Annotated in this window: 19 protein-coding genes; 13 read left to right on the top strand and 6 right to left on the bottom strand. The window is 65.8% G+C overall.

Annotation, left to right across the window (positions count from 1 at the left end; translation table 11 throughout):
• Window positions 1–19 precede the first annotated feature (19 nt).
• On the top strand, window positions 20–928 hold the full coding sequence (locus J7360_RS15290; protein ID WP_176214955.1) for a DUF4424 domain-containing protein: 909 nt from the start codon (window positions 20–22) through the stop codon (window positions 926–928).
• 301 nt (window positions 929–1,229) lie between these two features.
• On the opposite strand, the gene J7360_RS15295 is transcribed toward J7360_RS15290, so the two are convergent.
• Together J7360_RS15295 and acs are read right to left on the bottom strand one after the other, a co-directional pair.
• Window positions 1,230–1,898, bottom strand: a complete 669-nt coding sequence (locus tag J7360_RS15295; RefSeq protein ID WP_005914583.1) for a response regulator transcription factor — start codon at window positions 1,896–1,898, stop codon at window positions 1,230–1,232.
• Window positions 1,899–2,072: 174 nt separating this feature from the next.
• The gene (gene acs, locus J7360_RS15300) at window positions 2,073–4,016 is read right to left on the bottom strand and encodes an acetate--CoA ligase (RefSeq protein WP_057659227.1); all 1,944 of its coding nucleotides are present in this window, start codon (window positions 4,014–4,016) and stop codon (window positions 2,073–2,075) included.
• Between the two features lie 295 nt (window positions 4,017–4,311).
• Between acs and J7360_RS15305 the strand changes: the two genes are divergently transcribed.
• The 6 genes from J7360_RS15305 to J7360_RS15330 all read left to right on the top strand — a co-directional run bounded on the left by J7360_RS15305 (window position 4,312) and on the right by J7360_RS15330 (window position 11,244).
• On the top strand, window positions 4,312–5,694 hold the full coding sequence (locus J7360_RS15305; protein WP_007966468.1) for a DcaP family trimeric outer membrane transporter: 1,383 nt from the start codon (window positions 4,312–4,314) through the stop codon (window positions 5,692–5,694).
• An 86-nt stretch (window positions 5,695–5,780) separates the two neighbouring features.
• Complete coding sequence (locus J7360_RS15310; RefSeq protein WP_007966466.1) at window positions 5,781–6,098, top strand: DUF485 domain-containing protein; 318 nt, start codon at window positions 5,781–5,783, stop codon at window positions 6,096–6,098.
• A complete protein-coding gene (locus J7360_RS15315; RefSeq protein WP_007966464.1) occupies window positions 6,095–7,822 on the top strand; it encodes a cation acetate symporter in 1,728 nt (575 codons plus the stop codon). Before J7360_RS15310 ends, J7360_RS15315 begins: the two co-directional genes overlap by 4 nt.
• Before the next feature lie 497 nt (window positions 7,823–8,319).
• Window positions 8,320–9,420, top strand: a complete 1,101-nt coding sequence (locus J7360_RS15320; protein ID WP_057659032.1) for a glycerophosphodiester phosphodiesterase family protein — start codon at window positions 8,320–8,322, stop codon at window positions 9,418–9,420.
• A gap of 68 nt (window positions 9,421–9,488) precedes the next feature.
• A complete protein-coding gene (locus J7360_RS15325) occupies window positions 9,489–10,373 on the top strand; it encodes a peptidylprolyl isomerase (protein ID WP_057659030.1) in 885 nt (294 codons plus the stop codon).
• A 163-nt stretch (window positions 10,374–10,536) separates the two neighbouring features.
• The gene (locus tag J7360_RS15330; RefSeq protein WP_057659028.1) at window positions 10,537–11,244 is read left to right on the top strand and encodes a hypothetical protein; all 708 of its coding nucleotides are present in this window, start codon (window positions 10,537–10,539) and stop codon (window positions 11,242–11,244) included.
• Window positions 11,245–11,276: 32 nt separating this feature from the next.
• Here the strand turns inward: J7360_RS15330 and J7360_RS15335 are convergent, their stop codons facing one another.
• Window positions 11,277–12,419, bottom strand: a complete 1,143-nt coding sequence (locus J7360_RS15335; RefSeq protein WP_057659026.1) for an ROK family transcriptional regulator — start codon at window positions 12,417–12,419, stop codon at window positions 11,277–11,279.
• A gap of 391 nt (window positions 12,420–12,810) precedes the next feature.
• Between J7360_RS15335 and xth the strand changes: the two genes are divergently transcribed.
• Both xth and J7360_RS15345 read left to right on the top strand, forming a co-directional pair.
• Window positions 12,811–13,590 (top strand): exodeoxyribonuclease III, encoded by a 780-nt coding sequence (gene xth / locus J7360_RS15340; RefSeq protein ID WP_057659024.1) that lies wholly within the window; start codon window positions 12,811–12,813, stop codon window positions 13,588–13,590.
• On the top strand, window positions 13,587–14,024 hold the full coding sequence (locus J7360_RS15345) for a GFA family protein (protein WP_057659022.1): 438 nt from the start codon (window positions 13,587–13,589) through the stop codon (window positions 14,022–14,024). Before xth ends, J7360_RS15345 begins: the two co-directional genes overlap by 4 nt.
• A gap of 64 nt (window positions 14,025–14,088) precedes the next feature.
• Here the strand turns inward: J7360_RS15345 and J7360_RS15350 are convergent, their stop codons facing one another.
• Complete coding sequence (locus tag J7360_RS15350) at window positions 14,089–14,340, bottom strand: GlsB/YeaQ/YmgE family stress response membrane protein (RefSeq protein ID WP_005914591.1); 252 nt, start codon at window positions 14,338–14,340, stop codon at window positions 14,089–14,091.
• A 126-nt stretch (window positions 14,341–14,466) separates the two neighbouring features.
• Between J7360_RS15350 and J7360_RS15355 the strand changes: the two genes are divergently transcribed.
• Entirely contained in the window at window positions 14,467–15,114 is a 648-nt protein-coding gene (locus J7360_RS15355) for a 4'-phosphopantetheinyl transferase superfamily protein (protein ID WP_042675837.1), read from the top strand.
• Here J7360_RS15355 and J7360_RS15360 read toward each other — a convergent pair.
• Together J7360_RS15360 and J7360_RS15365 are read right to left on the bottom strand one after the other, a co-directional pair.
• On the bottom strand, window positions 15,084–16,655 hold the full coding sequence (locus J7360_RS15360) for an alkaline phosphatase D family protein (RefSeq protein ID WP_007972830.1): 1,572 nt from the start codon (window positions 16,653–16,655) through the stop codon (window positions 15,084–15,086). The genes J7360_RS15355 and J7360_RS15360 overlap by 31 nt on opposite strands.
• Window positions 16,656–16,824: 169 nt before the next feature.
• Complete coding sequence (locus J7360_RS15365) at window positions 16,825–18,453, bottom strand: alkaline phosphatase D family protein (protein ID WP_057659020.1); 1,629 nt, start codon at window positions 18,451–18,453, stop codon at window positions 16,825–16,827.
• 223 nt (window positions 18,454–18,676) lie between these two features.
• On the opposite strand from J7360_RS15365, the gene rsmG reads away from it, so the two are divergent.
• The 3 genes from rsmG to J7360_RS15380 all read left to right on the top strand — a co-directional run bounded on the left by rsmG (window position 18,677) and on the right by J7360_RS15380 (window position 22,125).
• On the top strand, window positions 18,677–19,315 hold the full coding sequence (rsmG, locus tag J7360_RS15370) for a 16S rRNA (guanine(527)-N(7))-methyltransferase RsmG (protein ID WP_057659018.1): 639 nt from the start codon (window positions 18,677–18,679) through the stop codon (window positions 19,313–19,315).
• 343 nt (window positions 19,316–19,658) lie between these two features.
• On the top strand, window positions 19,659–21,476 hold the full coding sequence (locus tag J7360_RS15375; protein WP_209034184.1) for a DUF885 family protein: 1,818 nt from the start codon (window positions 19,659–19,661) through the stop codon (window positions 21,474–21,476).
• A gap of 265 nt (window positions 21,477–21,741) precedes the next feature.
• Window positions 21,742–22,125, top strand: a complete 384-nt coding sequence (locus J7360_RS15380; protein WP_057659014.1) for a DUF2946 family protein — start codon at window positions 21,742–21,744, stop codon at window positions 22,123–22,125.
• The last annotated feature ends 37 nt before the right edge of the window (window positions 22,126–22,162 follow it).

Here is a 22,162-nt window from a genome sequence, read left to right on the forward strand (position 1 = left end):
GTTGTTCAGACCTTCCCTAGTGCGCGCAATGGCGTTTTCCGTCCGGCTGTGTGTGCTGGCATTGCTTGCCTGCAGTGCTGCACAGGCCAATGACAGCAGTTTCGGCGACGACAACGGCACCATCCGCCTGCTGCATCAGCCCGACATCAGCATGGACCGCGAAGCGCTGTTGCTCAGCGAGGAACGCGTGCAAGTGGACTATGTGTTCACCAACACCAGCGAGCGCGACCTGAGCGTGCCGGTGGCCTTCCCGATGCCGCCGATGTACTTCGGCATGGCCGACCACAATGCGCTGACCGATTTCAAGCTCTGGGCCGACGGCAAACCGGTTGCCACCACGCGCAAGCTGGTGGTGCTGCTGGATGACGGCAGCGACATCTCCACGGCGTTCGCCGCCACCGGCTGGACCCAGGACGATGTCGCCGCGTTCACCGAATCGGCCACGCCGCCGAAGGGACGCAAGCCGCTACCCGCGCGCTGGGTCGATGGCGATGGGCAGCCGCGTTTCACGCTCAACGCCTACTTCGTCTGGCAGCAGAAGTTTCCTGCCAAGGCAAGCGTGCAGATCCGTCACACCTACACACCCAGCCTGTCTACCGGCGTCCCGCAGCCCAGCAGTTACTTGCTGGAGTCGTATGCAAAAGACACCTGCATCGAACCGGCGACCAAAGCCAGCATGCAGCGTCGCGAAGGCAACTACGGGTTGGGATGGGCCAACCTGCGTTATGTGCTCACTACCGGCAAAAACTGGAACGGCCCGATCAAGGACTTCCAGCTGACCATCCGCAAGCAGGCGGCCAGCGACATCCTGAGCCTGTGCTTCGATGGCGAACTGAAAAAGATCGACCCGCTGACCTTCCAGTTCAAGCAGGCCAACTTCGTGCCGGTGCGCGATTTGAACATCCTGTTCGTGCGCGCACCGGAATAAATCCGACAAGCAGCAAGCGTGGGAGCGCACCCGGGCGCGACGAAGCGTTACCTGCGATGCCCACCACGATCGTAGGCGCCAACGCGCATCGTTTGTCCTCTGCAAATGAAGCGTTGCCCAGAACGCGCATCGCGCCCAGGTGCGCTCCGACGCTGGTGCCACGCTGCGTTGCATGGCACGTCTGCCGATTGCCCACCACCGATGACGGCCGCGGTAGCGGGATCACAGACAGGAGCGCAGCCGGACGCGACCAAGCGTCACCCGATCGACCCCAACGCACGCAGACCTACACCTGCGCGCGTTAGTCTTCTTCCGGCGGCGGCAGCACGATACCGTCGGCATCGATGGCGAGCTTGCCGGCCATCAGCACTGCCTGGGTGCGATTGGTGACGCCGAGCTTGCGCAGGATCGCGGTGACGTGCGCCTTGATGGTGGCTTCGGACACGCCCAGGTCGTAGGCGATCTGTTTGTTGAGGCGTCCAGCGCCCAGCATCTGCAGCACGCGAAATTGCTGTGGCGTGAGATCGCGCAGACGCTGGCCAACCTCGCGTTCCTCGCTGTCGGTGGGCGGCAGGTTTTGCGCCTCGGCCGGGATCCAGCGCTCGCCATCGAGCACGGTGGCCAGTGCCCGCCCGATGGTGTCCGAATCGGCGGATTTGGGAATGAAGCCGAACGCGCCGTGGTCGATGGCGCGCCGCATCACGGTGGGTTCTTCGCGTGCGGAGACCACTACCACCGGCAACTGAGGATGCAGCGAGCGCATGTGCACCAATGCGCTGAACCCCTGTGCACCGGGCATGTTGAGATCCATCAGCAACAGATCGGCGTCCGGTTGCGCATCGGCCAGGCTATACAGCGCATCCACGTTATCGGCTTCGAACAGTTCTACCCCCGGCATCACACGCTGCACCGCCCCGCGCAAGGCTTCACGGAACAAGGGATGGTCGTCGGCGATTAGCAGGGTGGTCATGGTGGGGCCGGGATTGGGGATTGGGGGTTCGCAAAGAAGGGATGTCGGGGATTCCTAACTGCCCGCACGCATCGCTGTTCGACATTGCAGATCCGGAGAGGACAATGGAAAAGATTGGAAACCCGCTTGTGCGAATCCCCAATCCCGAATGCCTAATCCCGGCCCTTCAGCGCGTCAGCGCGCCAGACGCTCATTGACCAGCGAATCCACCACCGACGGATCTGCCAGCGTGGAGGTATCGCCCAACTGGTCAGGGGCGTTTTCGGCGATCTTGCGCAGGATGCGGCGCATGATCTTGCCCGAGCGGGTCTTGGGTAGGCCGGGCGCCCACTGCAGATGATCGGGTGAGGCGATCGGGCCGATCTCCTTGCGCACCCAGCTGACCAATTCCTTGTGTAGGTCCTCGCTCGGGGTCTCGCCCGCGATCAGGGTGACGTAGGCATAGATGCCCTGGCCCTTGACGTCGTGCGGGAAGCCCACCACGGCCGCTTCGGCGACCTTGGGGTGCGAGACCAGCGCGCTTTCCACTTCGGCGGTGCCGATGCGGTGCCCGGAGACATTGATCACATCGTCCACGCGGCCGGTGATCCAGTAGTAACCGTCGGCATCGCGGCGGCAGCCGTCGCCGGTGAAGTAGCTGCCCGGATAGGTGCGGAAGTAGGTGTCGATGAAACGCTGGTGGTCGCCATATACGCTACGCATCTGGCCCGGCCAGGAATCGAGCAGCACCAGGTTGCCTTCGGTGGCGCCTTCCAGAATCTTGCCTTCGGCATCGACCAGCGCCGGCAGCACGCCGAAGAAGGGCAAGGTGGCCGAGCCCGGCTTGAGATCGACCGCGCCGGCCAGCGGCGAGATCAGGATGCCGCCGGTTTCGGTCTGCCACCACGTATCCACGATCGGGCAACGGCTGTCGCCGACCACCTCGTAATACCAGCGCCAGGCTTCCGGATTGATCGGCTCGCCGACGCTGCCGAGCAGGCGCAGGCTCTTGCGCGAGGTCTTTTTGACCGGCGCCTCGCCGTCGCGCATCAACGCGCGAATCGCAGTAGGTGCGGTGTAGAAGATGGTGACCTGATGCTTGTCGATCACTTCCCAGAAGCGCGACACGTTCGGGTAATTGGGCACGCCCTCGAACATCACCGCGGTGGCGCCATTGGCGAGCGGGCCGTAGACGATGTAGCTGTGGCCGGTGACCCAGCCCACGTCCGCAGTGCACCAGTAGATGTCGTCCTCGCGCAGGTCGAACACCACTTCATGCGTGTAGCTGGCAAACAGCAGGTAGCCGGCGGTGGTGTGCAGCACGCCCTTGGGTTTGCCGGTGGAGCCGGAGGTGTAGAGGATGAACAGCGGGTCTTCGGCGTTCATGCGCTCGGGTTCGCACGCGGCCGGCTGGCCGTCGACCACATCATGGAACCAGCGATCGCGCGGTGCCTGCATCTCCACTGCGCCGCCGGTATGACGCACCACCAGCACGGTTTCCACCGTGTTGGTGCCGGGAATCTTCAGCGCAGCATCGACATTGGCCTTGAGCGGAATCTTCTTGCCGCCACGCAGGCCTTCGTCGGCGGTGATGATCAGCTTGCTCTGGCAATCGATCACGCGGTCGGCGATCGAGTTGGCGGCAAAGCCGCCGAACACCACCGAGTGCACCGCACCGATGCGCGCGCAGGCGAGCATGGCCACGGCAGCATCGACGATCATCGGCAGATAGATGGTGACACGGTCGCCCTTCTTGACGCCCAGGTTGCGCAGCGCATTGCCCAGCTTGCAGACGCGCTCGTACAACTCGCGGTAGGTGACCGGGTAGGACTGCGCATCCGGGCTGTCTGGTTCGAACAGCAGCGCGGTCTTGTCGCCGCGCGTGGCCAGCTGGCGGTCCAGGCAGTTGACGCTGGCATTGAGCTCGCCATCGCCGAACCAGCGGATATGGAAGTCGTCCAGCGCATAGCTGACATCCTTGATCTGGGTGGGTTGCTTGAACCACTCGAGCCGCTGCGCGGCCTTGCCCCAGAACTGCTCGGGGTGTTCGATCGATTCGCGGTACAGCGCGGCGTACTGCTCGCGCGTCACGCGCGCATCGGCGGCGAACGCGGGATCGACGGGATAAACATCAGCCATGGCACCCTCACTTGCAATGAACTTGTCGGAAGAGGGCGTTGCGGCTGCCCTCGGTAGACAATCAGTGTGCCGCATCCATTCTGTCCCGGCGGTCAACGGCGCCTTAGACCATGGTCGTAACCCTGGTGAGTGCGCCAACGCACATGCCTGACGTGCTGCGGTGCGACCATCGGTCATCTTGCGGAATGCTGCGTTGCAGCTACGACCAAAGGCGAATAGGCTCCGAAGCGCGGACTGCCTCACGCTCCGCACAGCATCGCCATCAAGCGCGAGGCCTTCATTGGGGAGAGGGTTCATGAGACACCGTACTGCACCGCTGGTGCGCCATCCGTTGGCGGCTGCCTTGTTTGTGGCCAGCATCCTGCCGGGCGTGGCGTTCGCGCAAACGGCCAAGGAAAAGGCGCTGGAAGCCCGTATTGCCGAGCTCGAGCGTCAGGTCCAGCTGCTGGTCTCTGCGCAGCAACAACAGCAGGGCCAGATCGCCCAGACGCAGACCCAGGTGACCGAGGTGCGTGCCGCGCAGGCGCAGGCACCGGCCGCGCCTGCGGTACCGGCGGGCAAGCGGCCGATCCAGCTGACCAGCATCACACCGAACGCAGCGGCGGGGACAACGTTCCGTTACGGTGGTTTCATCAAGGCCGATTTCATGACCACCCGTACCTCCGACGGCGCATTGCCTGAAGGTGCGGTGGGGCGTTACCTGTACATCCCGACCCAGACGCCGGTCGGTGGCCAGGCCTCGAGCACCGACACCGACTTCCATGCCAAGTTCTCGCGCTTCAACCTGGGCGTGGACACGGTCACCGAGAACGGCGACAAGATCACCGGCTTCATCGAACTGGATTTCTTCGGCAACGCGCTGGCCAACCAGGTCAACAATCTGTACGGCGGCACCTTGCGCCACGCCTACGTGAGCTGGAACAACTGGCTGGCCGGCCAGACCTGGTCCAACTTCATCGATTCCACGATCCTGCCCGAGGCCGCCGACATCGTCGGACCGACCGACGGTGCGTTGTTCAGCCGTCAGACCCAGATCCGCTACACCCGCGGCGCCTTCAGCGTGTCGGCCGAAAACCCCGAGACGCTGACCACCCCGTACCAGGGCGGCAACACCATCCTGGCCTCGGATCATGGCGCGATGCCGGACCTGACCGCGCGTTACAACTGGAAGGGCACCTGGGGCACGTTCGGGCTGTCGGCCATTGCGCGTCAGTACCGCACCCGCAGCGCGCTGACCAACGACACCGACTTCGGCGGCGCCATCGCCGGCGGCGGTCGCTGGATCATCAACTCCAAAAACGATCTGCGTTACCAGCTCAGCTACGGCGAGGGCCTGGGACGCTATCTGGGCCTGGGCAACGGCTCGGATGTGGAGATCGACATCGACGGCAATATCCAGACCGTCAGCACGATTGCCGGCTGGGTGGCGTGGCGCCACGACTACAACGCCAAACTGCGCAGCACCCTCATGTATTCGCGCGTGAACTACGACCACGACATCGCCAATACCGGTGGGCTTGCCAGCAAGTCCCAGCAAAGCGTTCGCGCCAACGTGTTCTATTCGCCGTTGCCGAAGGTGGATGTCGGCGCCGAGCTGATGTATGGCCGTCGCGAAGCCGAAAACGGTGACAGCGGCGACATCTCGCGGTTGCAGTTCACCACCAAATACAGCTTCTAGCGTTCTGCCACTGGCGGCCTGCTCCACTGCGGTGGAGCGGGCATCGCCGCCTTATGTCTTACCAGCGCTCTATCAGGAGACAGACCATGACCGTCTCGAATGACGCGTTGATCGCCAAGATCGACGCCAATCCGAAGTATCACGCACTCAAGCGTCAGCGTAATTCGCTGGGCTGGACACTCACCGTGCTGATGTTGCTGGCCTATTACGGCTACATCGGCCTGATTGCCTTCGACAAGGAATTCCTCGCCAAGCCGATCGGTGCCGGCGTGACCTCGATCGGCATTCCGATCGCGATCGGGGTGATGGTATTCACCATCCTCATTACCGCCATCTACGTGCGTCGCGCCAACAACACCTACGACCAGCTGACCGCGCAGATCCTGGAGGAAGCCCGCAAATGAGCAAGTACTCGCGCCTTCTCCTGATTCTGGCCGGCCTGATGCCCGCCGGCATCGCGCTGGCAGCCGGCGGCGACCTGGGCCAGGTCGACAAGCAGCCCACCAACTGGGTGGCGATCGCCATGTTCGGCTTCTTCGTGCTGGCCACCCTGTGGATCACCAAATGGGCGGCGGCCAAGACCAAGTCGGCCGCTGACTTCTATACCGCTGGCGGTGGCATCACCGGTTTCCAGAACGGCCTGGCGATCGCAGGCGACTTCATGTCGGCGGCCTCGTTCCTGGGCATCACCGCTGCGGTGATGGCCAACGGCTACGACGGCCTGATCTATGCGATCGGTTTTCTGGTCGGCTGGCCGATCCTGACCTTCCTGATGGCCGAACGCCTGCGCAACCTCGGCAAGTACACCTTCGCCGATGTGGCCGGTTACCGCTTCGCGCCGACGGCGATCCGCAGCTTTGCGGCGTCGGGCACGTTGGTGGTGGTGCTGTTCTATCTGATCGCACAGATGGTTGGTGCCGGTGCGCTGATCAAGTTGCTGTTCGGCCTGGACTACTGGGTGGCGGTGACCCTGGTCGGCGTGCTGATGATGATCTACGTGTTGTTCGGCGGCATGACCGCCACCACCTGGGTGCAGATCATCAAGGCCGTGCTGCTGCTGACCGGCGTCACCTTCATGGCCGTGGCGATCATGTGGCATTTCAACTTCAGCTTCGAGGCGCTGTTTGCCGAAGGCGTGCGGGTCAAAACCGCGGTCGCGGCCAGCGGTGGCGCTTCGCCGGAGGATGCGGCAAAAGCAGGCCTGTCGATCATGGGACCGGGCGGTTTCGTCAAGGACCCGATTTCGGCCATTTCCTTCGGCATGGCGCTGATGTTCGGTACCGCGGGCCTGCCGCACATCCTGATGCGCTTCTTCACCGTTCCCGATGCCAAGCAGGCGCGTAAGTCGGTGCTGTGGGCCACCACCTGGATCGGCTACTTCTACATCCTGATCTTCATCATCGGCTTCGGTGCGATCGCACTGGTGCTGACCAATCCGCAGTTCGCCGATGTTGCCACCGGCACCATCCATGGCGGCAAGGGTGCGGCCAACATGGCGGCGGTGCTGGTCGGTAACGCGGTGGGCGGCAACGTGTTCATGGGCTTCATCTCGGCAGTGGCCTTCGCCACCATCCTGGCGGTGGTGGCGGGCCTGACCCTGTCCGGCGCCTCGGCGGTGTCGCATGACCTGTATGCCACGGTGATCAAGAAGGGCAACCCGGCGCCGGGTTCGGAGCTCAAGGTCTCGCGTGCCACCACTTTGGTGCTGGGCGTGATCGCGGTGCTGCTGGGCATCGTGTTCGAGAAGCAGAACGTGGCCTTCATGGTGTCGCTGGCCTTCGCCATTGCCGCCTCGGCCAACTTCCCGGTGCTGATCCTGTCGTTGTTGTGGAAGAACTGCACCACCCGTGGCGCAGTGATCGGCGGTTTCCTCGGCCTGATCTCGTCGCTGGTGCTGACGATCCTGTCGCCGTCGGTATGGGTGGACACGCTGGGCAATGCGGCCGGCTCGGCGCCGTTCCCGTACACCTCGCCGGCGCTGTTCTCGATGACGATTGGTTTTGTCGGCATCTGGTTGTTCTCCGTGCTGGATCGCAGCCCGCAGGCAGCCAACGAACGCGCCGCCTTCAAGGCGCAGCAGATCCGTGCCGAAACCGGCCTGGGTGCCAGTGGCGCCTCCGGTCACTGATCGACGGGTTGGTGGTTGATGTGATCGCAGAACGCCGGCCCAGTGCCGGCGTTCTGCGTTTTGGTAACGCCGCCGCTGTTCTCGCGGCCCGGCCAGGGAAGTGTGCGAGATGCCCGCAGCGCCCCGGCCCGGGTGGCCGCGCAGGCGTGGTGGTGCTCGCACGCATGCCCTGCGCAGGCCGAGTGTCGACACCTCGTCTTTGTCTTTATGCCGGGAGATACCAGGCCATCGGCCCTGGCCGACACATGTTGGACATGTCGTTCGTTGCGTGCGCCATCGCTGCGCCCTGGTAGCAAACCGCCATCTGGCCGACGAAATTAAGTCATGGAAAGTGACTAACTTTTTCGCCAAGCCGACCGCCGATCGCGGCCGGCTTGCGCTCCCTCGCGGCCATTGGTCCGTTGAGCGAGTGCGCTGTCCGGCGAGTGCATCGATGGTGTCGACCCGTCGGTCCTTGTCGTTGGGGATGCACCTTCCTTCACTCTGGACAAACAGATATGACCACTTCCCGTGAGATCCATACGCTGGCCCGTGCCTGTCGGCGCCTGGGAACAATCGCGTTATTTGCAGCATTGCCACAGTGGGCGATGGCCGCCTGCGGCGACTCCAGCGCAACCAAAATGAATGCCATCCTGTTCAATGGTGCCGACAAGACCACGGTGCTGGCGCATCGCGGCCTATGGGGAAAATACGCCGGGATCGCCGATCTGCCGGAGAACTCGCGCGGCGCGCTGCAGGCTGCCAACGACCAATGCATGGATGGCGTGGAGCTGGACGTCAAGCTCACCAGCGATGGCGTACCGGTCCTGTTGCACGACTACAATCTTGGCCGTACCACCACCGTGTGGCAGCAGCATCCCGGCGTCAAATACGATCCCATCACCAACCAGGGTGTGAACCCGTCGGTCCTGGTGACGCCCTGGTCGCAGGTCAGCGCGCTCTTTCTGTTGAGCCCGGACCGCACCACCATTACCGGCTATCACGTGCCGCGCGTCGATGACGTGTTCGCCTATTACAAGCAGCACAACCTGCGCACTCCGATGGTGTTCGACATCAAGGATGCGGCGACGGTACGCGCCGTCCGCAAAGCGGCGGAAGGCGCGTTCGGGTTGGCGTCCGGCAGCTATGTCGCCGCCAAGGTCAATGCAACGCTGTACACCAGTCGCGATGCCTACCGTGCCGACGGTAGCGGCATGGTCGGCATTCCGGTGTTCACCACCAACATGCTGGGCAAGATCAACGTGCGCCAGACGATCTCGGCGTGGATGAACGACGGCCAGCAGACGATGGAGATCAACGTCAAGCAGCTCGGTGGCTTGTTGCAAAGCGATGCCGACTTCATTCGTGAGCGCGGTTATCGCGTCGGTGTATTCCAGGCCATTCCCGATGGACCGTATGCCGGCAAGTTCTATCAAAACAGCGGTGCCTGCTGCTATGCCTTGTCGGATCTGTATTTCTCCTACTCCGGTGGCCGCGACACCGCCGACAATCGCGGCAACCTGGATTTCATCGTGCGCGACGAGGCATTCGGCCTGATCACCACCGATGACCCGAAGGCCGCCATCGCCTATCTGCGTGCGCGCGGCAAGCACGAATAACGCGTGCATCTGGCCGACCCGACGGCGGCGCTGACCGCCGTCGGGTCTTGTCTAACGGAGGTTGTCGTATGGTGTCCACACGTTTGTTGCTCGCTGCGCTAGCGGTGAGCCTGATCTTCTGCGTGGCAGCGGCGCAGGCCGGCGCTGCCGTATCCGATGTACGCAGTCACCAGGCAACGGTGCTGCAGATCGGCAAGCAAGCGCTCGATGCCCAGGAGTACCGCGTGCTTGCACTGGCTGGCTTGCCACAGGATTTCAATCCCGCCAGTGCAGCCGACCCGGAATTTGTGCGCGAATTCGCCGATCGCCTGTTGCTGGTGGAGCAGGCTCGGCGTGAGCATTTGCAGGACGACCCGGTCGTGGCCGCGCGCATACGTCAGGCGACCGATGCGATCCTGGCCAAGGCCGTGCAGACGCGTGCGCGCGAAAGCGCGCAGATCGATGCTGCGCAGATCAAAGCGCAGTTCGATGCGCATCCCCACGATTACGATGAAGTGCACTTGAGCCATTTGTTCGTGGCGTTGAAGCCGCAGGGCGCCGCGCGGCGTGGGACGCCCCTGACCGATGCTCAGGCGCTTGCCCGGGCGCAGCGCCTCAAGCAACAGCTGGAGTCCGGCACACCGTTTGCCGAACTGGCGATGCGGCAGTCCGACGATGCCAGTACTGCGGCCGAAGGCGGCGAACTGTCGCCGATGTTTCTGCGCAATGTGGCGGACGCGTTCGTCGCGCCGGTGCAGGACCTGGCGGTGGGGCAGGTGTCGGCGCCGGTACGTGGCGCGGAGGGTTACCACCTGATCCGTGTCGATGCGCGGCGACCGGCAACCCTGGACAGCGCACGCGGACAGATCGAGGTGCAATTGCGTGACCAGGCGGCTGCCAACGCATTGGAGCAATTGCGTCAGGCCAATCCGGTGCGTTTCGATCGCGCCGCGCTGGAAGCGGCACTGCATTGAGGGGGCCATGACAAGCCAAGTGCATACCGTGCATGCATCTGGCGAGCGGCCAACTTGGCCGAGCTGGGGCCTGCGTGTCGCGGTCATGGTATTGCTGGCGTGCAGCGCGTGGTGGCTGTGCGCGTTGCATGCTTCAGCCCCCCGGCACGTGCAGGATAAATCGATGATGCCAGGCACGCCTCCGGTCGCGGCCCGATCGCGCCAGCGATCGGACAACATCTCGCGCAGCCTGTTCGATACCGCCATGCAGCAACTTGCCTGCCGCGAACGTCAGCACGAACAGGCTGCGCAGATCGCGCGCGGTGGAGTGATCGTCGCAGGGTTGTCTGGTCGTGCCGGATGCGTGGCAGACACGCCCTTGCAGATCGAGGCGATGTTACGTACAGCTGCCGCGCGTGGCGATGTGGATGCCCAGCGCTATCTGCTGGCGCACCACGCGGCCGACCTGATGCAGCGTGCCGTGGCGGCCGCGCCTGCGGGCACGCAGCAAACGTTGTCGCCGGATGCAGAGCGCGAGGTGGCTGTCATCGTGAGCGACCTGGAAGCGCTGGCACTGGCAGGCCACCGCGATGCCATCGATACCCTGGCGCAAGTGGTGGAATCGCCCCTGCTGCATGCGCCCGACCCGGTCTATGCGGCCGCGTGGCGACTCGCCGCACGCCAGCCGCCGGGGCGGCCGCTGGATGCAACTGCGCCGCTGCAGGCCGAAGACGAGGTGTTGGACGCGCTTACTCAACAGCAGCAGCAACAGGCACGAAGTTTGGCGCTGGAGCTGTTCGACGATTGCTGCCGCCGCCTGCCGCGACTACGAAATGACGGTAGCGCTTCGGCTCACCAGGGAACGCATCTCTCTTCGCAGCAAGGACGCTAGCCGCGCCGGCCATGCGCGGGGCAGCGCCTCGCTCAGCCGAAATAACGCGCCTTCAACGGCAAGGTGGCCGCGCCAATCGCGCAGGCATCGGCAGGTGCTTCGGCCGGGAGCAGCGCCGGCAGGCGCGTCTGCCCGCCGCGTGGCAGGTGGGCGATCTGCACTGCGGCGATCAGGCGTTGCGCCAGATCGCCCGGCAGGCGACCGCCGAATACGATGGCGTCGGGGTCGCACACGGCAGTGATGGCCGAGACGATCAACGCGATCCCCGGTACGCTGCGGGCAATCCAGCGCTCGATCGCCGTCCAGGCCGGATCGTAGGCCGCCAGCAGGCTGCGCGCATCGGCAAACGCCAGGCCGTCTTCGGCCAGCAGTTCGCGCAGCAATTCCAGGGTGGCCCGTTCCAGCTGCCGCGCCGGCAAAATGTCGGCGAATGCGCCGGCGTTGCCATGTGCCCCACGCATCACCTGGCCGTCGATGACCAGGCCGCCACCCAGGCCGTACCCCACAGACAGATAGGCAAAGTCGCGATGGCGCTGGCCAACGCCCAGCATCGCTTCGCCGGCGGCGGCAACGCTGCCGTCGTTATCCATCCAGACCGGTTGCCCGAACGCCTCGGCCAGCCAAGGGCACAGTGCGATCTGGCCCAGGGCGCGCAGCGGTTCGGGCGGATGGATGAAGGCATCCTCGCCGGTGAAGTACCCGCCCGGCGCCACGCCGATGCCCAGGCGCGCGCCGGCTGTGTCCACGCGTGCCAGCAGCGCCGCATCGGCGGCCTGCAGTTGGGTGAGCACCCCGTACAACGTGGTGTCGGTCAGCGCGGCCTCGCTGCAGGCGAGCAGGGCACCGGAAAAATCCACCAGCGCCAGGGCCAGCGCATCGGTGGCGATGGAGATGCCCAACGTGTGCCCATGCGCCGGATTCAGCGACACCGCCACCCCGGGCTTACCGCGCCCGTGGCGTGCCACCGCCTCGCCCATCTGCACCATGCCGCGCGCGTGCAGACCTTCGATCAGGCGCACCGCAGTCTGCATGGTCAAGCCGGTGCCACGGCTGAGGTCGGCACGGGTGAGCGCACCGGCCAGACGCAGGCGGTCGAGCATGTCGCGCTCGTTGCGGCTCAGGCTGGGAAAGGCAGGCGACTGCGGCGGCAACGCGACTGCGGCGGATGACGGCATGGCTAGCGGTGTCATGGGGGGTCGGACTAGCTTACCTACTTCGACCGAGCGGATTGCTTCACGGTAAGTGATTGAATTGATGGCACCTGTCCGTTACACGTGCCCGCCTCGCGCCTTGGCTCACAGGCATCGGTCGCCCGACCGGCAGCGCCCGCGCGTCGGTGCTTGCCCCTCGCCACCGTTCGGCGGCGAGCGCGTCAGTTGCGCTGAGCCAATACGCCAGCTCATGGGGCGGCACCGATGACGCACGTGCCAGGATGGCACTCGCGCCTCCCCAAATACACAACTGCAGCGCGCGGCGGAATGCCTCAGCGCGGTGACGCATGGCGCCACCGTCCTGAGGGCGACACATGGCGCGGTACCATTCGGGGTTTGAACCACGGTCCGCGCCATGAAGATTGCCTCCTGGAACGTCAACTCGCTCAATGTGCGCCTGCCGCACCTGCAACAGTGGCTCGCTGCGTCTGCGCCGGATGTGGTGGGCATCCAGGAAACCAAGCTGGAAGACCACAAGTTCCCCGATGCGGCACTGGCGGCACTGGGCTACCGCAGCGTGTTCTGCGGGCAGAAAACCTATAACGGCGTGGCGATCCTGTCGCGCTCGCCGGCAATTGATGTGCAGATGGGCATCCCTGGGCTGGACGATGTGCAGCAGCGCGTCATCGCCGCCACTGTCGATGGCGTGCGCATCATCAATCTGTACGTGGTCAACGGCCAGGACGTGGGCACCGACAAGTACGCCTACAAATTGCGCTGGCTCGCCGCAGCGCACGACTGGATCGCGCAGGAGCTGCAGCGGTATCCGCAGCTGGTGGTGCTGGGCGACTTCAACATCGCCCCGGATGCGCGCGACGTGCACGATGCAACGGTGTGGAACGAGCACCACATCCTCACCTCGACCGACGAACGTGCCGCGTTGGACAAATTGCTGGCGCTGGGCTTGCACGACGCCTTCCGGTTGCACAACCAGGACGCCGAACACTTCAGTTGGTGGGATTACCGCCAGGCCGGTTTCCGCCGCAATCTGGGCCTGCGTATCGACCTGACGCTGGTGTCGGATACCTTGCGCGCACGCGCGGTGGAATCGGGCATCGACCGCGAACCGCGGACCTGGGAACGCCCCAGTGACCATGCACCGGCGTGGGTGCGGCTGGCGGAGGTCGGCGCATGAGCGAGCGGCATCTGCGTCGTAGCACGCACAAGGTGGGCGATGTCACGCTGGGGCCGGTGCATCGCCTGAGTTGCCACTGCGGTGCAGTGCAAATCGATCTGGATCTGCCGCACGGCCTGCTCGATCCACGCCGCTGCGATTGCTCGATGTGCCGCCGGCGCGGCGCCATCGTCGCGTCGGTCACCCTCGATGGCCTGCATGTCGTGCAGGGCCAAGAAGTGCTGCGGTTGTATCAATTCAACACGCAGACGGCAGCGCATTATTTCTGCGGCGTGTGCGGCATCTATACCCACCACCGGCGCCGCTCCAATCCCAACGAATACGGCTATAACGTTGGCTGCCTGGAAGGCGTCAATCCATATGCCTTGAACATTGCCGTGCCGGTGGAAGACGGCGTGCACCATCCGGCCGATCGCATCGCCGCCAAAGGCTGAGACGACAACGCCCGGGCAGGCCCGGGCGTTACGTAATGCGATGCGACAGCGTTAAGGCGATGCGTTAGCGCAGGCGGCCGCGGGTCACCAGGTTGACGATGGCCAGCAAAATCACCGCACCTACCAGCGACCACACGAAGGTCCACAGCGTAATGGCCTGGTTGATGCCGCCACCAAACAGGAAACCGGCGATCAGCGCGCCCACGATGCCTACCACCACATTGAGGATGATGCCCTGCTGCGCGTCGCGGCGCATGATGATGCTGGCCAGCCAACCCACGATGCCGCCGACGATCAACCAGATGATGATGCCCATGATGCCGATCTCCTTGTTCGCGCGCACCGGAAGTGGTGCATGGGCGCCATTCAACGCAGCCGCACGTGAAGCAGCTGTCGAACGCGATGAACGGTGTGGCCGACTGTTCGGTTTGGTGCACGGCGCGTGACAGCGCATGCGAGCTGGCGGGTTGGCCCGGTGCAGCTATGGCTACGCCCGCACCGCCCCGGCGAACGTGGCGAGCCGCAGGCACGTCAGCTGCTCGGCCCGGCGTTGGGCATCGACCCGGCGTTGGTGCCATTGCAGCGCGATGCACGCGGGCGTCCCTCGCTGCAGCCGGCGCTGCCCGACCGCGATACCGGCTGGAGCCATAGCGGCGAGCATCTGCTGGTGGGGCTGGGCGAAGGCGTGCGACTGGGCGTGGATCTGGAGCGCATTCGCGCGCGTCCGCGTGTGCTGGAGATCGCGCAACGCTTCTTTCATCCCGACGAGATCGCCTTGCTCGCTGCGCTGGCGCCGGACGCACAACACGCGTTGTTCTTTCGGCTGTGGTGCGCCAAGGAAGCCTTGCTCAAGGCCCATGGGCATGGCCTGTCGTTCGGCTTGCACCGGCTTGCATATGCGCTCGCGCCCGACGGCGCGCTGCACCTGCAGTGGTGCGATCCGGAACTTGGCCAGGCCGCGCAGTGGCAGCTGCACGAATGGTGGGCGGCACCGGAGTGCCGCGCGGCGCTGGCGTTCTATCCATTGGCGGGCGCGTCACCGGTCCGCTGCGTGGGCCTCTACGCCACGCCGTGCGGCAGAATCGGTTGACGGAACTGCGCCACCCCATCCAGGTCGCGCAGCGTCACCGTGAGCACGCCGCTGCGGCCGTCGATTTCCACTTCGCCAAAGAACTGGTAACCGGCCAGCGGCGAGGTGTTGGGCGCAGGTGGCGCTTTTTGAAACACCACGCTCGGGCCGAACGTGGCATCCAGTGCATTGGGCCCGAAACTGCCGGCATTGAGCGGGCCGCCGACAAATTCCCAAAACGGTTCGAACTGCTGAAACGCTGCGCGATCGGGGTGGTAGTAGTGCGCCGCGCAGTAATGCACGTCGGCGGTGAGCCACACCGTATTGCGGATACGTGCGCGGCTGATGAAGCGCAACAGCATGGCGATTTCCTGTTCGCGGCCACGCGGCACGCCGGGGTCGCCATTGGCGATCGCTTCCCAGCGCGGGCGCCCGTTCGCATCTTCGCCATCGGGCACCTGCAGGCCGATGGGCATGTCGGCGGCAATCACCTTCCATTGCGCGCGCGAGCCGGCCAGTTCGCGTTGCAACCACGCCAATTGCTCCGGCCCGAGAAACGCGGCATCGGGGCCGGGCTGCAGTTGCAGGTTGTCGCTGTTGGCGCCGCGGTCACTGCGCATGTCCAGCACGAAGACATCCAGCAAGGGGCCGTAGGCAATCCTGCGGTAGATGCGCCCGTTGCCATCGGCGCGCACGCCGCGCATCGGCGCATATTCCAGAAAGGCCTGGCGGGCGCGCCTGGCCAGCACGTCGATGTCGCGCACCTGATAGCGCGCATCCAGTTGCTTGCCGGGCGACCAGTTGTTGGTGGTTTCGTGGTCGTCCCATTGCCAGAGTTGCGGCACCTCGGCGTTGAAGCGGCGCACATGCTCGTCGAGCAGGTTGTAACGATAGTTGCCGCGAAATTCGTCCAGCGTTTCGGCCACCTTGCTCTTGGCCGCGGTGGTGAGGTTACGCCAGCGCTTGCCCTCTTCCACCGTCAGCTCGGCCGGGATCGGGCCGTCGGCGTAGATGGTATCGCCGCTGTGCAGGAAGAAATCCGGATTGCGCTCGCGCATCGCGCTGTAGATACGCATGCCGCCGATGTCCGGGTTGATGCCGAAGCCCTGGCCGACGGTGTCGCCGCTCCAGACAAAGCGCACATCGCCGCGCGCCTGCGGTGCACTGCGCAGGTGGCCGTGGACGGGCGCGCTCAACACGCCGCTGTCGGCATCTTCGAAGCGCACGCGATAGAAGATGTCCTGATTGCGCGGCAGACCGCTCAGGTCCGCGCGTGCGGTGAAGTCGTGCGCCGCCGACGCGGTCGTGCCGTCCACGCGCCGCGCCTGACGCAGGCTTGGACGCGTGTCCCATTCCACCCGCAACCGCGCCGGGCGATCGGCACGGCTCCACAGCATCGCGCGGTCGTCCAGCACATCGCCGCTCTGCACACCGTCGGTGATGATTGGTCGCCCCGACGGCGCGGCCAGGCTGCGCGTGGACCAACCGGCAGTGGCCGGCAGCAAGAAACCGGCGCCCAAGCCTTGCAGGACGCGGCGACGGGCGGGATCGGAGGCGGTCATGCGTGTCCTTCAGGCGGCTGGCAGCGTGCAGGTTTAGCGCGGCCGTCTTACCGCTACGTGTCGGTGACCACGCCTGGCCGCTTTAACGCGATGGGCCGCACGGTGCGCCGCGATCAGGATGCCGCGCGCCGCATCTGGGGGGCAGTGCGTCCGCCGCTGCCGCAGTGGATCACGCCTCCACTGCGCCGGGCCTGCCGTCCTCCACCACGAAGCGCTTGGTTGTCGACACCGTGGCGTTGCGGTCGCGCCGATCGGAGATGCCCTGCAGCCGGGTTTCCATCTGGCCCGGCGTGAGCGTCACCGACACGTAGCCGCGCGTTTGCCCGTCCACGTAATGCACGTGCGGGTTGGCTGCCATGGTCGCGTGCAATTGGACATTGCTCTGGCCGTCGGAGGTGATCGAGGTGCCGACGAATTCGGTGGCCAGCGTTGCCGACGCCTCGTCGGCCGGATCGGCCTTCAGGTCGGTGACCCAGTACGAGTGGATGTCGCCGCCCCAGAACACGGGGTTGCGCAGGCGCGTCTTCGCAATCGCATCGAGCATGCGTTCGCGCGTGGCCGGGTAGCCGTCCCAACCGTCGGTCCAGTGCCCGACCACGCCGTCGCGCCCTGCCTGTTGCATCGGTGCCACCAGCAGATCCTGCGCAATGACGTTCCAGCGTGCGGGCGACTGCGCGAAGCCGCCATGCAGCCAGCGCTCCTGTTCCCAGCCGAGCATGGTGCGCCGCGGCTCGGTGCGCTCGCGGCAACTGTCGGCCACCACATGGCCGCCGCGCCAGCCATTGGCCTGCGGGCAGGGTTGCTCGCTGCGGTACTGGCGGCCATCGAGCACGTAGAAACGCGCCAGCCGGCCGTAATCGAACGAGCGGTAGATGCGCATGTCAGCGCCGTGCGGGCGATGCCGCGCACGCAGCGGGAAATGTTCGTAGAAGGCGCGGTAGGCGGCAGCGCGCCGGGCCAGAAAGGTATCGACCGGAATCGACGGGTCCTGCGACCAGCGATTGGCGTAATCGTTCTGTACCTCGTGATCGTCCCAGGTCGCCACGCAGGCGCTGCCGGCATGCAGCGCCTGCAGGTCCGGGTCGGTGCGGTACAGCGCATAGCGATTGCGGTAGCCGGCCAGATCCAGGCATTCGCCGCTGCCGTGCGGGCGCACGATCTTGTTCGCCGCCTCGCCGTGGTTGCTGTACTCGTAGATGTAATCGCCCAGGAAGAACACCAGGTCCGGCTGTTCGGCGGCGAGGTGGCGGTAGGCGCTGAAATACCCCAGTTCCCAGTGCGAGCAGGAGACAAACCCGAACCGCGCTGCGTCCGGCGTCTGATGCGCTGCCGGCAGGGTGCGCGCGTTGCCGATCGGGCTGCGTGCCCCCAGGGCCTGAAAGCAGTACCAGTAGGGCCGATCGGCCGTCAAACCGGTGAGCTCCACGTGCACCGCGTGGCCCCAGACGGGGCTGGCGATGGTCTCGCCCTGGCGCACGATGGTGCGCATCTGCGGGTCGCTGGCCACCTGCCAGCGCACCGGCACCGCTGCGCGCAGGCCGCCACGTCCGTCCGGGTCCAGCGGGCGGGGTGCCAGCCGCGTCCAGATCACAAAGCCATCGGCCAACGGGTCGCCGGCCGCCACGCCCAGCGTGAAGGGATCGGCACTGCCGCTGGCGCGTGCGAACGGGCTCAGCAGCCCCGCCGCAGCCAGGCTGGCGCCAGCGATGAGGATGCGCCGCCGGCTCGGGTCCGGTGGCATAAGCGTGGCAGCGCAATCAGGCAGGGGTGAGGCGGCAGGCGGGTCGATCACGGGCATGGACAAACGGCAGGCAAGCAGACACGACCATGCTGTGGTCAGGACATGTCCGTTTTGTGTCGCGTATTGCGCCGTCACTGCGAGTGGTTCAGCACAGGCCGCCACGGCGCGGACGGACAGTACGTGGCAGGGGAACGCCTGCGGGAGGCAACCACGCCATCTCCAGCCGCGATGCCGAGATCGGTACGCGCATGCCCGCCAGCCCAGCTGCGATAATCGCGCCATGAACGATGCCGCACTCGCCCCCGATGTCTCCGCCGCGCTCGAGCGCGGCCTGCAGGCCCAATCCCTGGATGCGGCCTTCGCCGCACCGCTGCTGCGCTACCTGGCCTTGCTGGTGCGCTGGAACAAGACCTACAACCTGACCGCCGTGCGCGACCCGCGCGAAATGGTCACCCGCCATCTGCTCGATTCGTTGGCCATGCAGCCCTACATCGCCAGCGGCACCCTGGCCGACCTGGGCACTGGCCCCGGCCTGCCCGGCATCCCGCTGGCGATCACCCGCCCGCAGCTGCAGGTGACGCTGGTGGAAAGCAACGGCAAGAAGGCGCGCTTCATGCGCGAGGCCTTGCGCCATCTGGAGCTGGGCAACGCCCGTGTTGCCGAATCCCGCGCCGAGGCGCTGGCCGAGCCGGCCGCCTACGACCATCTCACCGCGCGCGCGCTGGACACGTTGGCCGGCATCATCGCCGTCGGCGGCCACCTGCTGCGCCCGGGCGGCAGTTTGTTGGCGATGAAGGGTGTGTACCCGCACGACGAAATCGCCGCATTGCCGGCCGGCTGGACCGTGGGTGAGGTGCAGCCGCTGCGGGTCCCCGGCCTGGAGGGCGAGCGGCATCTGGTGGTGGTGCGCAAGGGCTGAGGCGAAGCCGCGTCGGCCGGTCTCAAGCGGCCCTCACCCCACCCTCTCCCGCAAGCGGGAGAGGGGGCGAGCAGCGTCCCCGACAAGCTCAGCGCCTGCCTTCGTTGGATAAGCACACCAGCCCCTTCCCCCTCGACGAGCACACCAACTCCCTTCCCCCGCCTGCGGGGGAAGGTGCCCGCAGGGCGGATGGGGGCAGCCCCTGACACGCCCGTCAATATCAGGGCAGCGCCGACACTCCAGCCATGCCTCTGCGCCAGCCCGCGTTGGGACTTCCGGCCCATGGCAGCTCACGCGCAGGCTGCCATGATCGGGCGTTCGCTCCAGATCAGGCCTTCCGCACGTGACCTCTCCGCTCGCCGCCGCACTCTCGCTCGCCCTGCTGGGCGCAGGCTTCGCCGCCACCTCGGCGCAGGCCGCCACGCCACCCGCCCCGGCCACGCTCACCGCCGAGGCACCGGCCGACGCGCGCTTCCGCGCCATCTACGAGAAAGAGTGGGCCTGGCGCCAGGCCGAGACCGGCCAGGCCGACGAAGACAGCGACACCACCGGCGACAACACCCATCTGCCCGATGTCAGCGCAACCGCGCAGCAGGCGCGTCTGGCCGTGTGGGACGGCGTACTCAAGCAGCTCGAGGGCATCGACCCCAAGCAGCTCTCGCCCGCCAACCAGATCAACTTCGCCATCTACCGCCCGCAAGTGGAGAACCTGGCGGCCGAAGTGCGTCTGCGTGCCTACGAGATGCCGTTCAATTCCGACAGCTCGTTCTGGTCGAATCTGGGTTTCATGGCGCAGCGGCCGATGAAGACGGCGGCCGAGTACCGCGCCTACATTGCGCGTCTCAACGATGTACCACGCTATTTCGAGCAGCAGACGGTCAACATGCGCGCCGGCCTGGCGCGCGGATTCAGCGTGCCGCGCGCAGTGCTCGACGGGCGCGATGTCTCCATCGCCACCGTGGCCGATGTCAAAGACCCCACCGAATCGACCTTCTACGCGCCGTTCAAGCAACTGCCTGCGCAGATCCCGGCGGCCGAGCAGGCGCAACTGCGCGAACAGGCCGAGGCCGCGTTGCGCACTGCCGTCCTTCCCGCGTACAGCAAGCTGCTGACGTTCTTCCGCAACGACTACATGCCCAAGGCACGCACCACGCTGGCGGCCGAAGCATTGCCCGACGGCAAGGCGTTCTATCGCCAGCAGATCCGCGAATACACCACGCTGGAACTGACGCCCGAGCAGATCCACCGGATCGGCCTGGACGAGGTGGCGCGGATCCAGACCCAGATGAACGCCATCATCAAACAGGTGGGTTTCAAGGGCAGCTTCGCGCAGTTCCTGACCTTCCTGCGCACCGACCCGCAGTTCTACGCCAAGACCCCGCAGGAGTTGCTCGATCGCGCCGCATGGATTTCCAAGCGCGTGGACGGTCAGGTGGGCAAGTTCATCGGCACGCTGCCGCGCGGGCGCTTCACCATCAAGCCGGTGCCCGACGATATCGCCCCGTTCTGGACCGCCGGCCGCGGCGGTGCCACCACCTACTGGGTCAACACCTACAATTTGCCGTCGCGGCCGCTGTACAACCTGCCGGCGCTGACCCTGCACGAATCCTCGCCCGGTCATTCGCTGCAGGGGTCGCTGGCGCTGGAGCAGGGCGAGCAACCGGCGTTCCGGCGCGAGAACTACATTTCCGCCTACGGCGAAGGTTGGGCGTTGTACACCGAAAAGCTCGGCCAGGAGATGGGCATCTACGAAACCCCGTACGAAGAATTCGGCAGGCTCACCTACGAGATGTGGCGCGCCTGCCGGTTGGTGATCGACACCGGGGTGCACCATGACGGCTGGAGCCGCGAGCAGGCACTGGCCTATCTGCGCGATCGGGCCGCGCTCAGCGAGCACGAAGTCACCACCGAAGTGGACCGCTACATCTCCTGGCCCGGCCAGGCGCTGAGCTACAAGCTGGGCGAGATCACCATCGTCAAGCTGCGCGCCGAGGCAGAAAAGGAGTTGGGTGACCGCTTCGACATCAAGGCCTTCCACGATGTGGTGCTGCGCCAGGGCTCGGTCACCCTGCCGGTGCTGGAGCAGCAGGTGCGCGCCTTCATCGCCGAAAGCAAGGCACGCCCGGCAACGTCCAATAAGCCCCGCGCCGCCGCGCCCTGACCCTGACCAACCGTCCGCTCCCCGTCGGAGCGGACCCGGCCGCGACGCCGTCCCGCCCCTGGCGCCGTTCTGGCCTCGATCCCAGTTCCAGGTAATCGTCGGCCGCTTCTCGCCCGCCCGGGCGCTGTCTGCGAACAACCGGCATGCAGGCAGAGCGCCATCGCGCTGGCCCGGACGGCGTCGCGGCCAGGTCCGCTCCTACGATGCTGCGCGCCAGACCGTGCATGCGATTGTGTAACTCACCTGGCCCCGATACGCTGCGCCCATGCTGCTCCGCCGCGCCCGTCGATTGCCTCCCTTGCTGCGCCTGATGGCGTTGCTGGTGCTGGTCATGGGCGTGCTGGTCGCACCGGTCGCCTGCGCACTGGGCGATGTGCATACGCTCGCACACGACCAGGCGCACCTGGACGACACCGCACCGCATGGCCATGACGGTGCCGACGAAGGCGATGCCGGCGAGCGCGACGGTGCGGGTTTGCTGCATGCCTTGATGCACAGCGGCTACTGCCACGGGCACAGCCCGGCCATGCTGCCGGCGTTGGCCTGGGGCCCGTTGCCTGCGCGCGCACATGGGCAGCCGCCCGTGCTGACTACCGCCTACCGCTCGCATCTGAGCGAGACCGCATTGCGTCCTCCGATCGCGGCCTGATGCATCGCCGGCAGCTGCCGGCCTGTCCATCGATCCC

Source organism: Xanthomonas sp. D-99 (genome assembly GCF_017746145.1).
Lineage (GTDB): Bacteria > Pseudomonadota > Gammaproteobacteria > Xanthomonadales > Xanthomonadaceae > Xanthomonas > Xanthomonas cissicola.

Bases quoted from the DNA above. Each gene is read 5' to 3' on its own strand.
- J7360_RS15345 (WP_057659022.1), top strand. From the start codon at position 13,587: ATGAGCGAGCGGCATCTGCGTCGTAGCACGCACAAGGTGGGCGATGTC.
- J7360_RS15380 (WP_057659014.1), top strand. From the start codon at position 21,742: ATGCTGCTCCGCCGCGCCCGTCGATTGCCTCCCTTGCTGCGCCTGATG.
- J7360_RS15350 (WP_005914591.1), bottom strand. From the start codon at position 14,340: ATGGGCATCATCATCTGGTTGATCGTCGGCGGCATCGTGGGTTGGCTG.
- J7360_RS15360 (WP_007972830.1), bottom strand. From the start codon at position 16,655: ATGACCGCCTCCGATCCCGCCCGTCGCCGCGTCCTGCAAGGCTTGGGC.
- J7360_RS15325 (WP_057659030.1), top strand. From the start codon at position 9,489: ATGGTGTCCACACGTTTGTTGCTCGCTGCGCTAGCGGTGAGCCTGATC.
- J7360_RS15365 (WP_057659020.1), bottom strand. From the start codon at position 18,453: ATGCCCGTGATCGACCCGCCTGCCGCCTCACCCCTGCCTGATTGCGCT.
- xth (WP_057659024.1), top strand. From the start codon at position 12,811: ATGAAGATTGCCTCCTGGAACGTCAACTCGCTCAATGTGCGCCTGCCG.
- J7360_RS15305 (WP_007966468.1), top strand. From the start codon at position 4,312: ATGAGACACCGTACTGCACCGCTGGTGCGCCATCCGTTGGCGGCTGCC.
- J7360_RS15335 (WP_057659026.1), bottom strand. From the start codon at position 12,419: ATGCCGTCATCCGCCGCAGTCGCGTTGCCGCCGCAGTCGCCTGCCTTT.
- J7360_RS15320 (WP_057659032.1), top strand. From the start codon at position 8,320: ATGACCACTTCCCGTGAGATCCATACGCTGGCCCGTGCCTGTCGGCGC.
- J7360_RS15310 (WP_007966466.1), top strand. From the start codon at position 5,781: ATGACCGTCTCGAATGACGCGTTGATCGCCAAGATCGACGCCAATCCG.
- rsmG (WP_057659018.1), top strand. From the start codon at position 18,677: ATGAACGATGCCGCACTCGCCCCCGATGTCTCCGCCGCGCTCGAGCGC.
- J7360_RS15295 (WP_005914583.1), bottom strand. From the start codon at position 1,898: ATGACCACCCTGCTAATCGCCGACGACCATCCCTTGTTCCGTGAAGCC.
- J7360_RS15330 (WP_057659028.1), top strand. From the start codon at position 10,537: ATGATGCCAGGCACGCCTCCGGTCGCGGCCCGATCGCGCCAGCGATCG.
- J7360_RS15315 (WP_007966464.1), top strand. From the start codon at position 6,095: ATGAGCAAGTACTCGCGCCTTCTCCTGATTCTGGCCGGCCTGATGCCC.
- acs (WP_057659227.1), bottom strand. From the start codon at position 4,016: ATGGCTGATGTTTATCCCGTCGATCCCGCGTTCGCCGCCGATGCGCGC.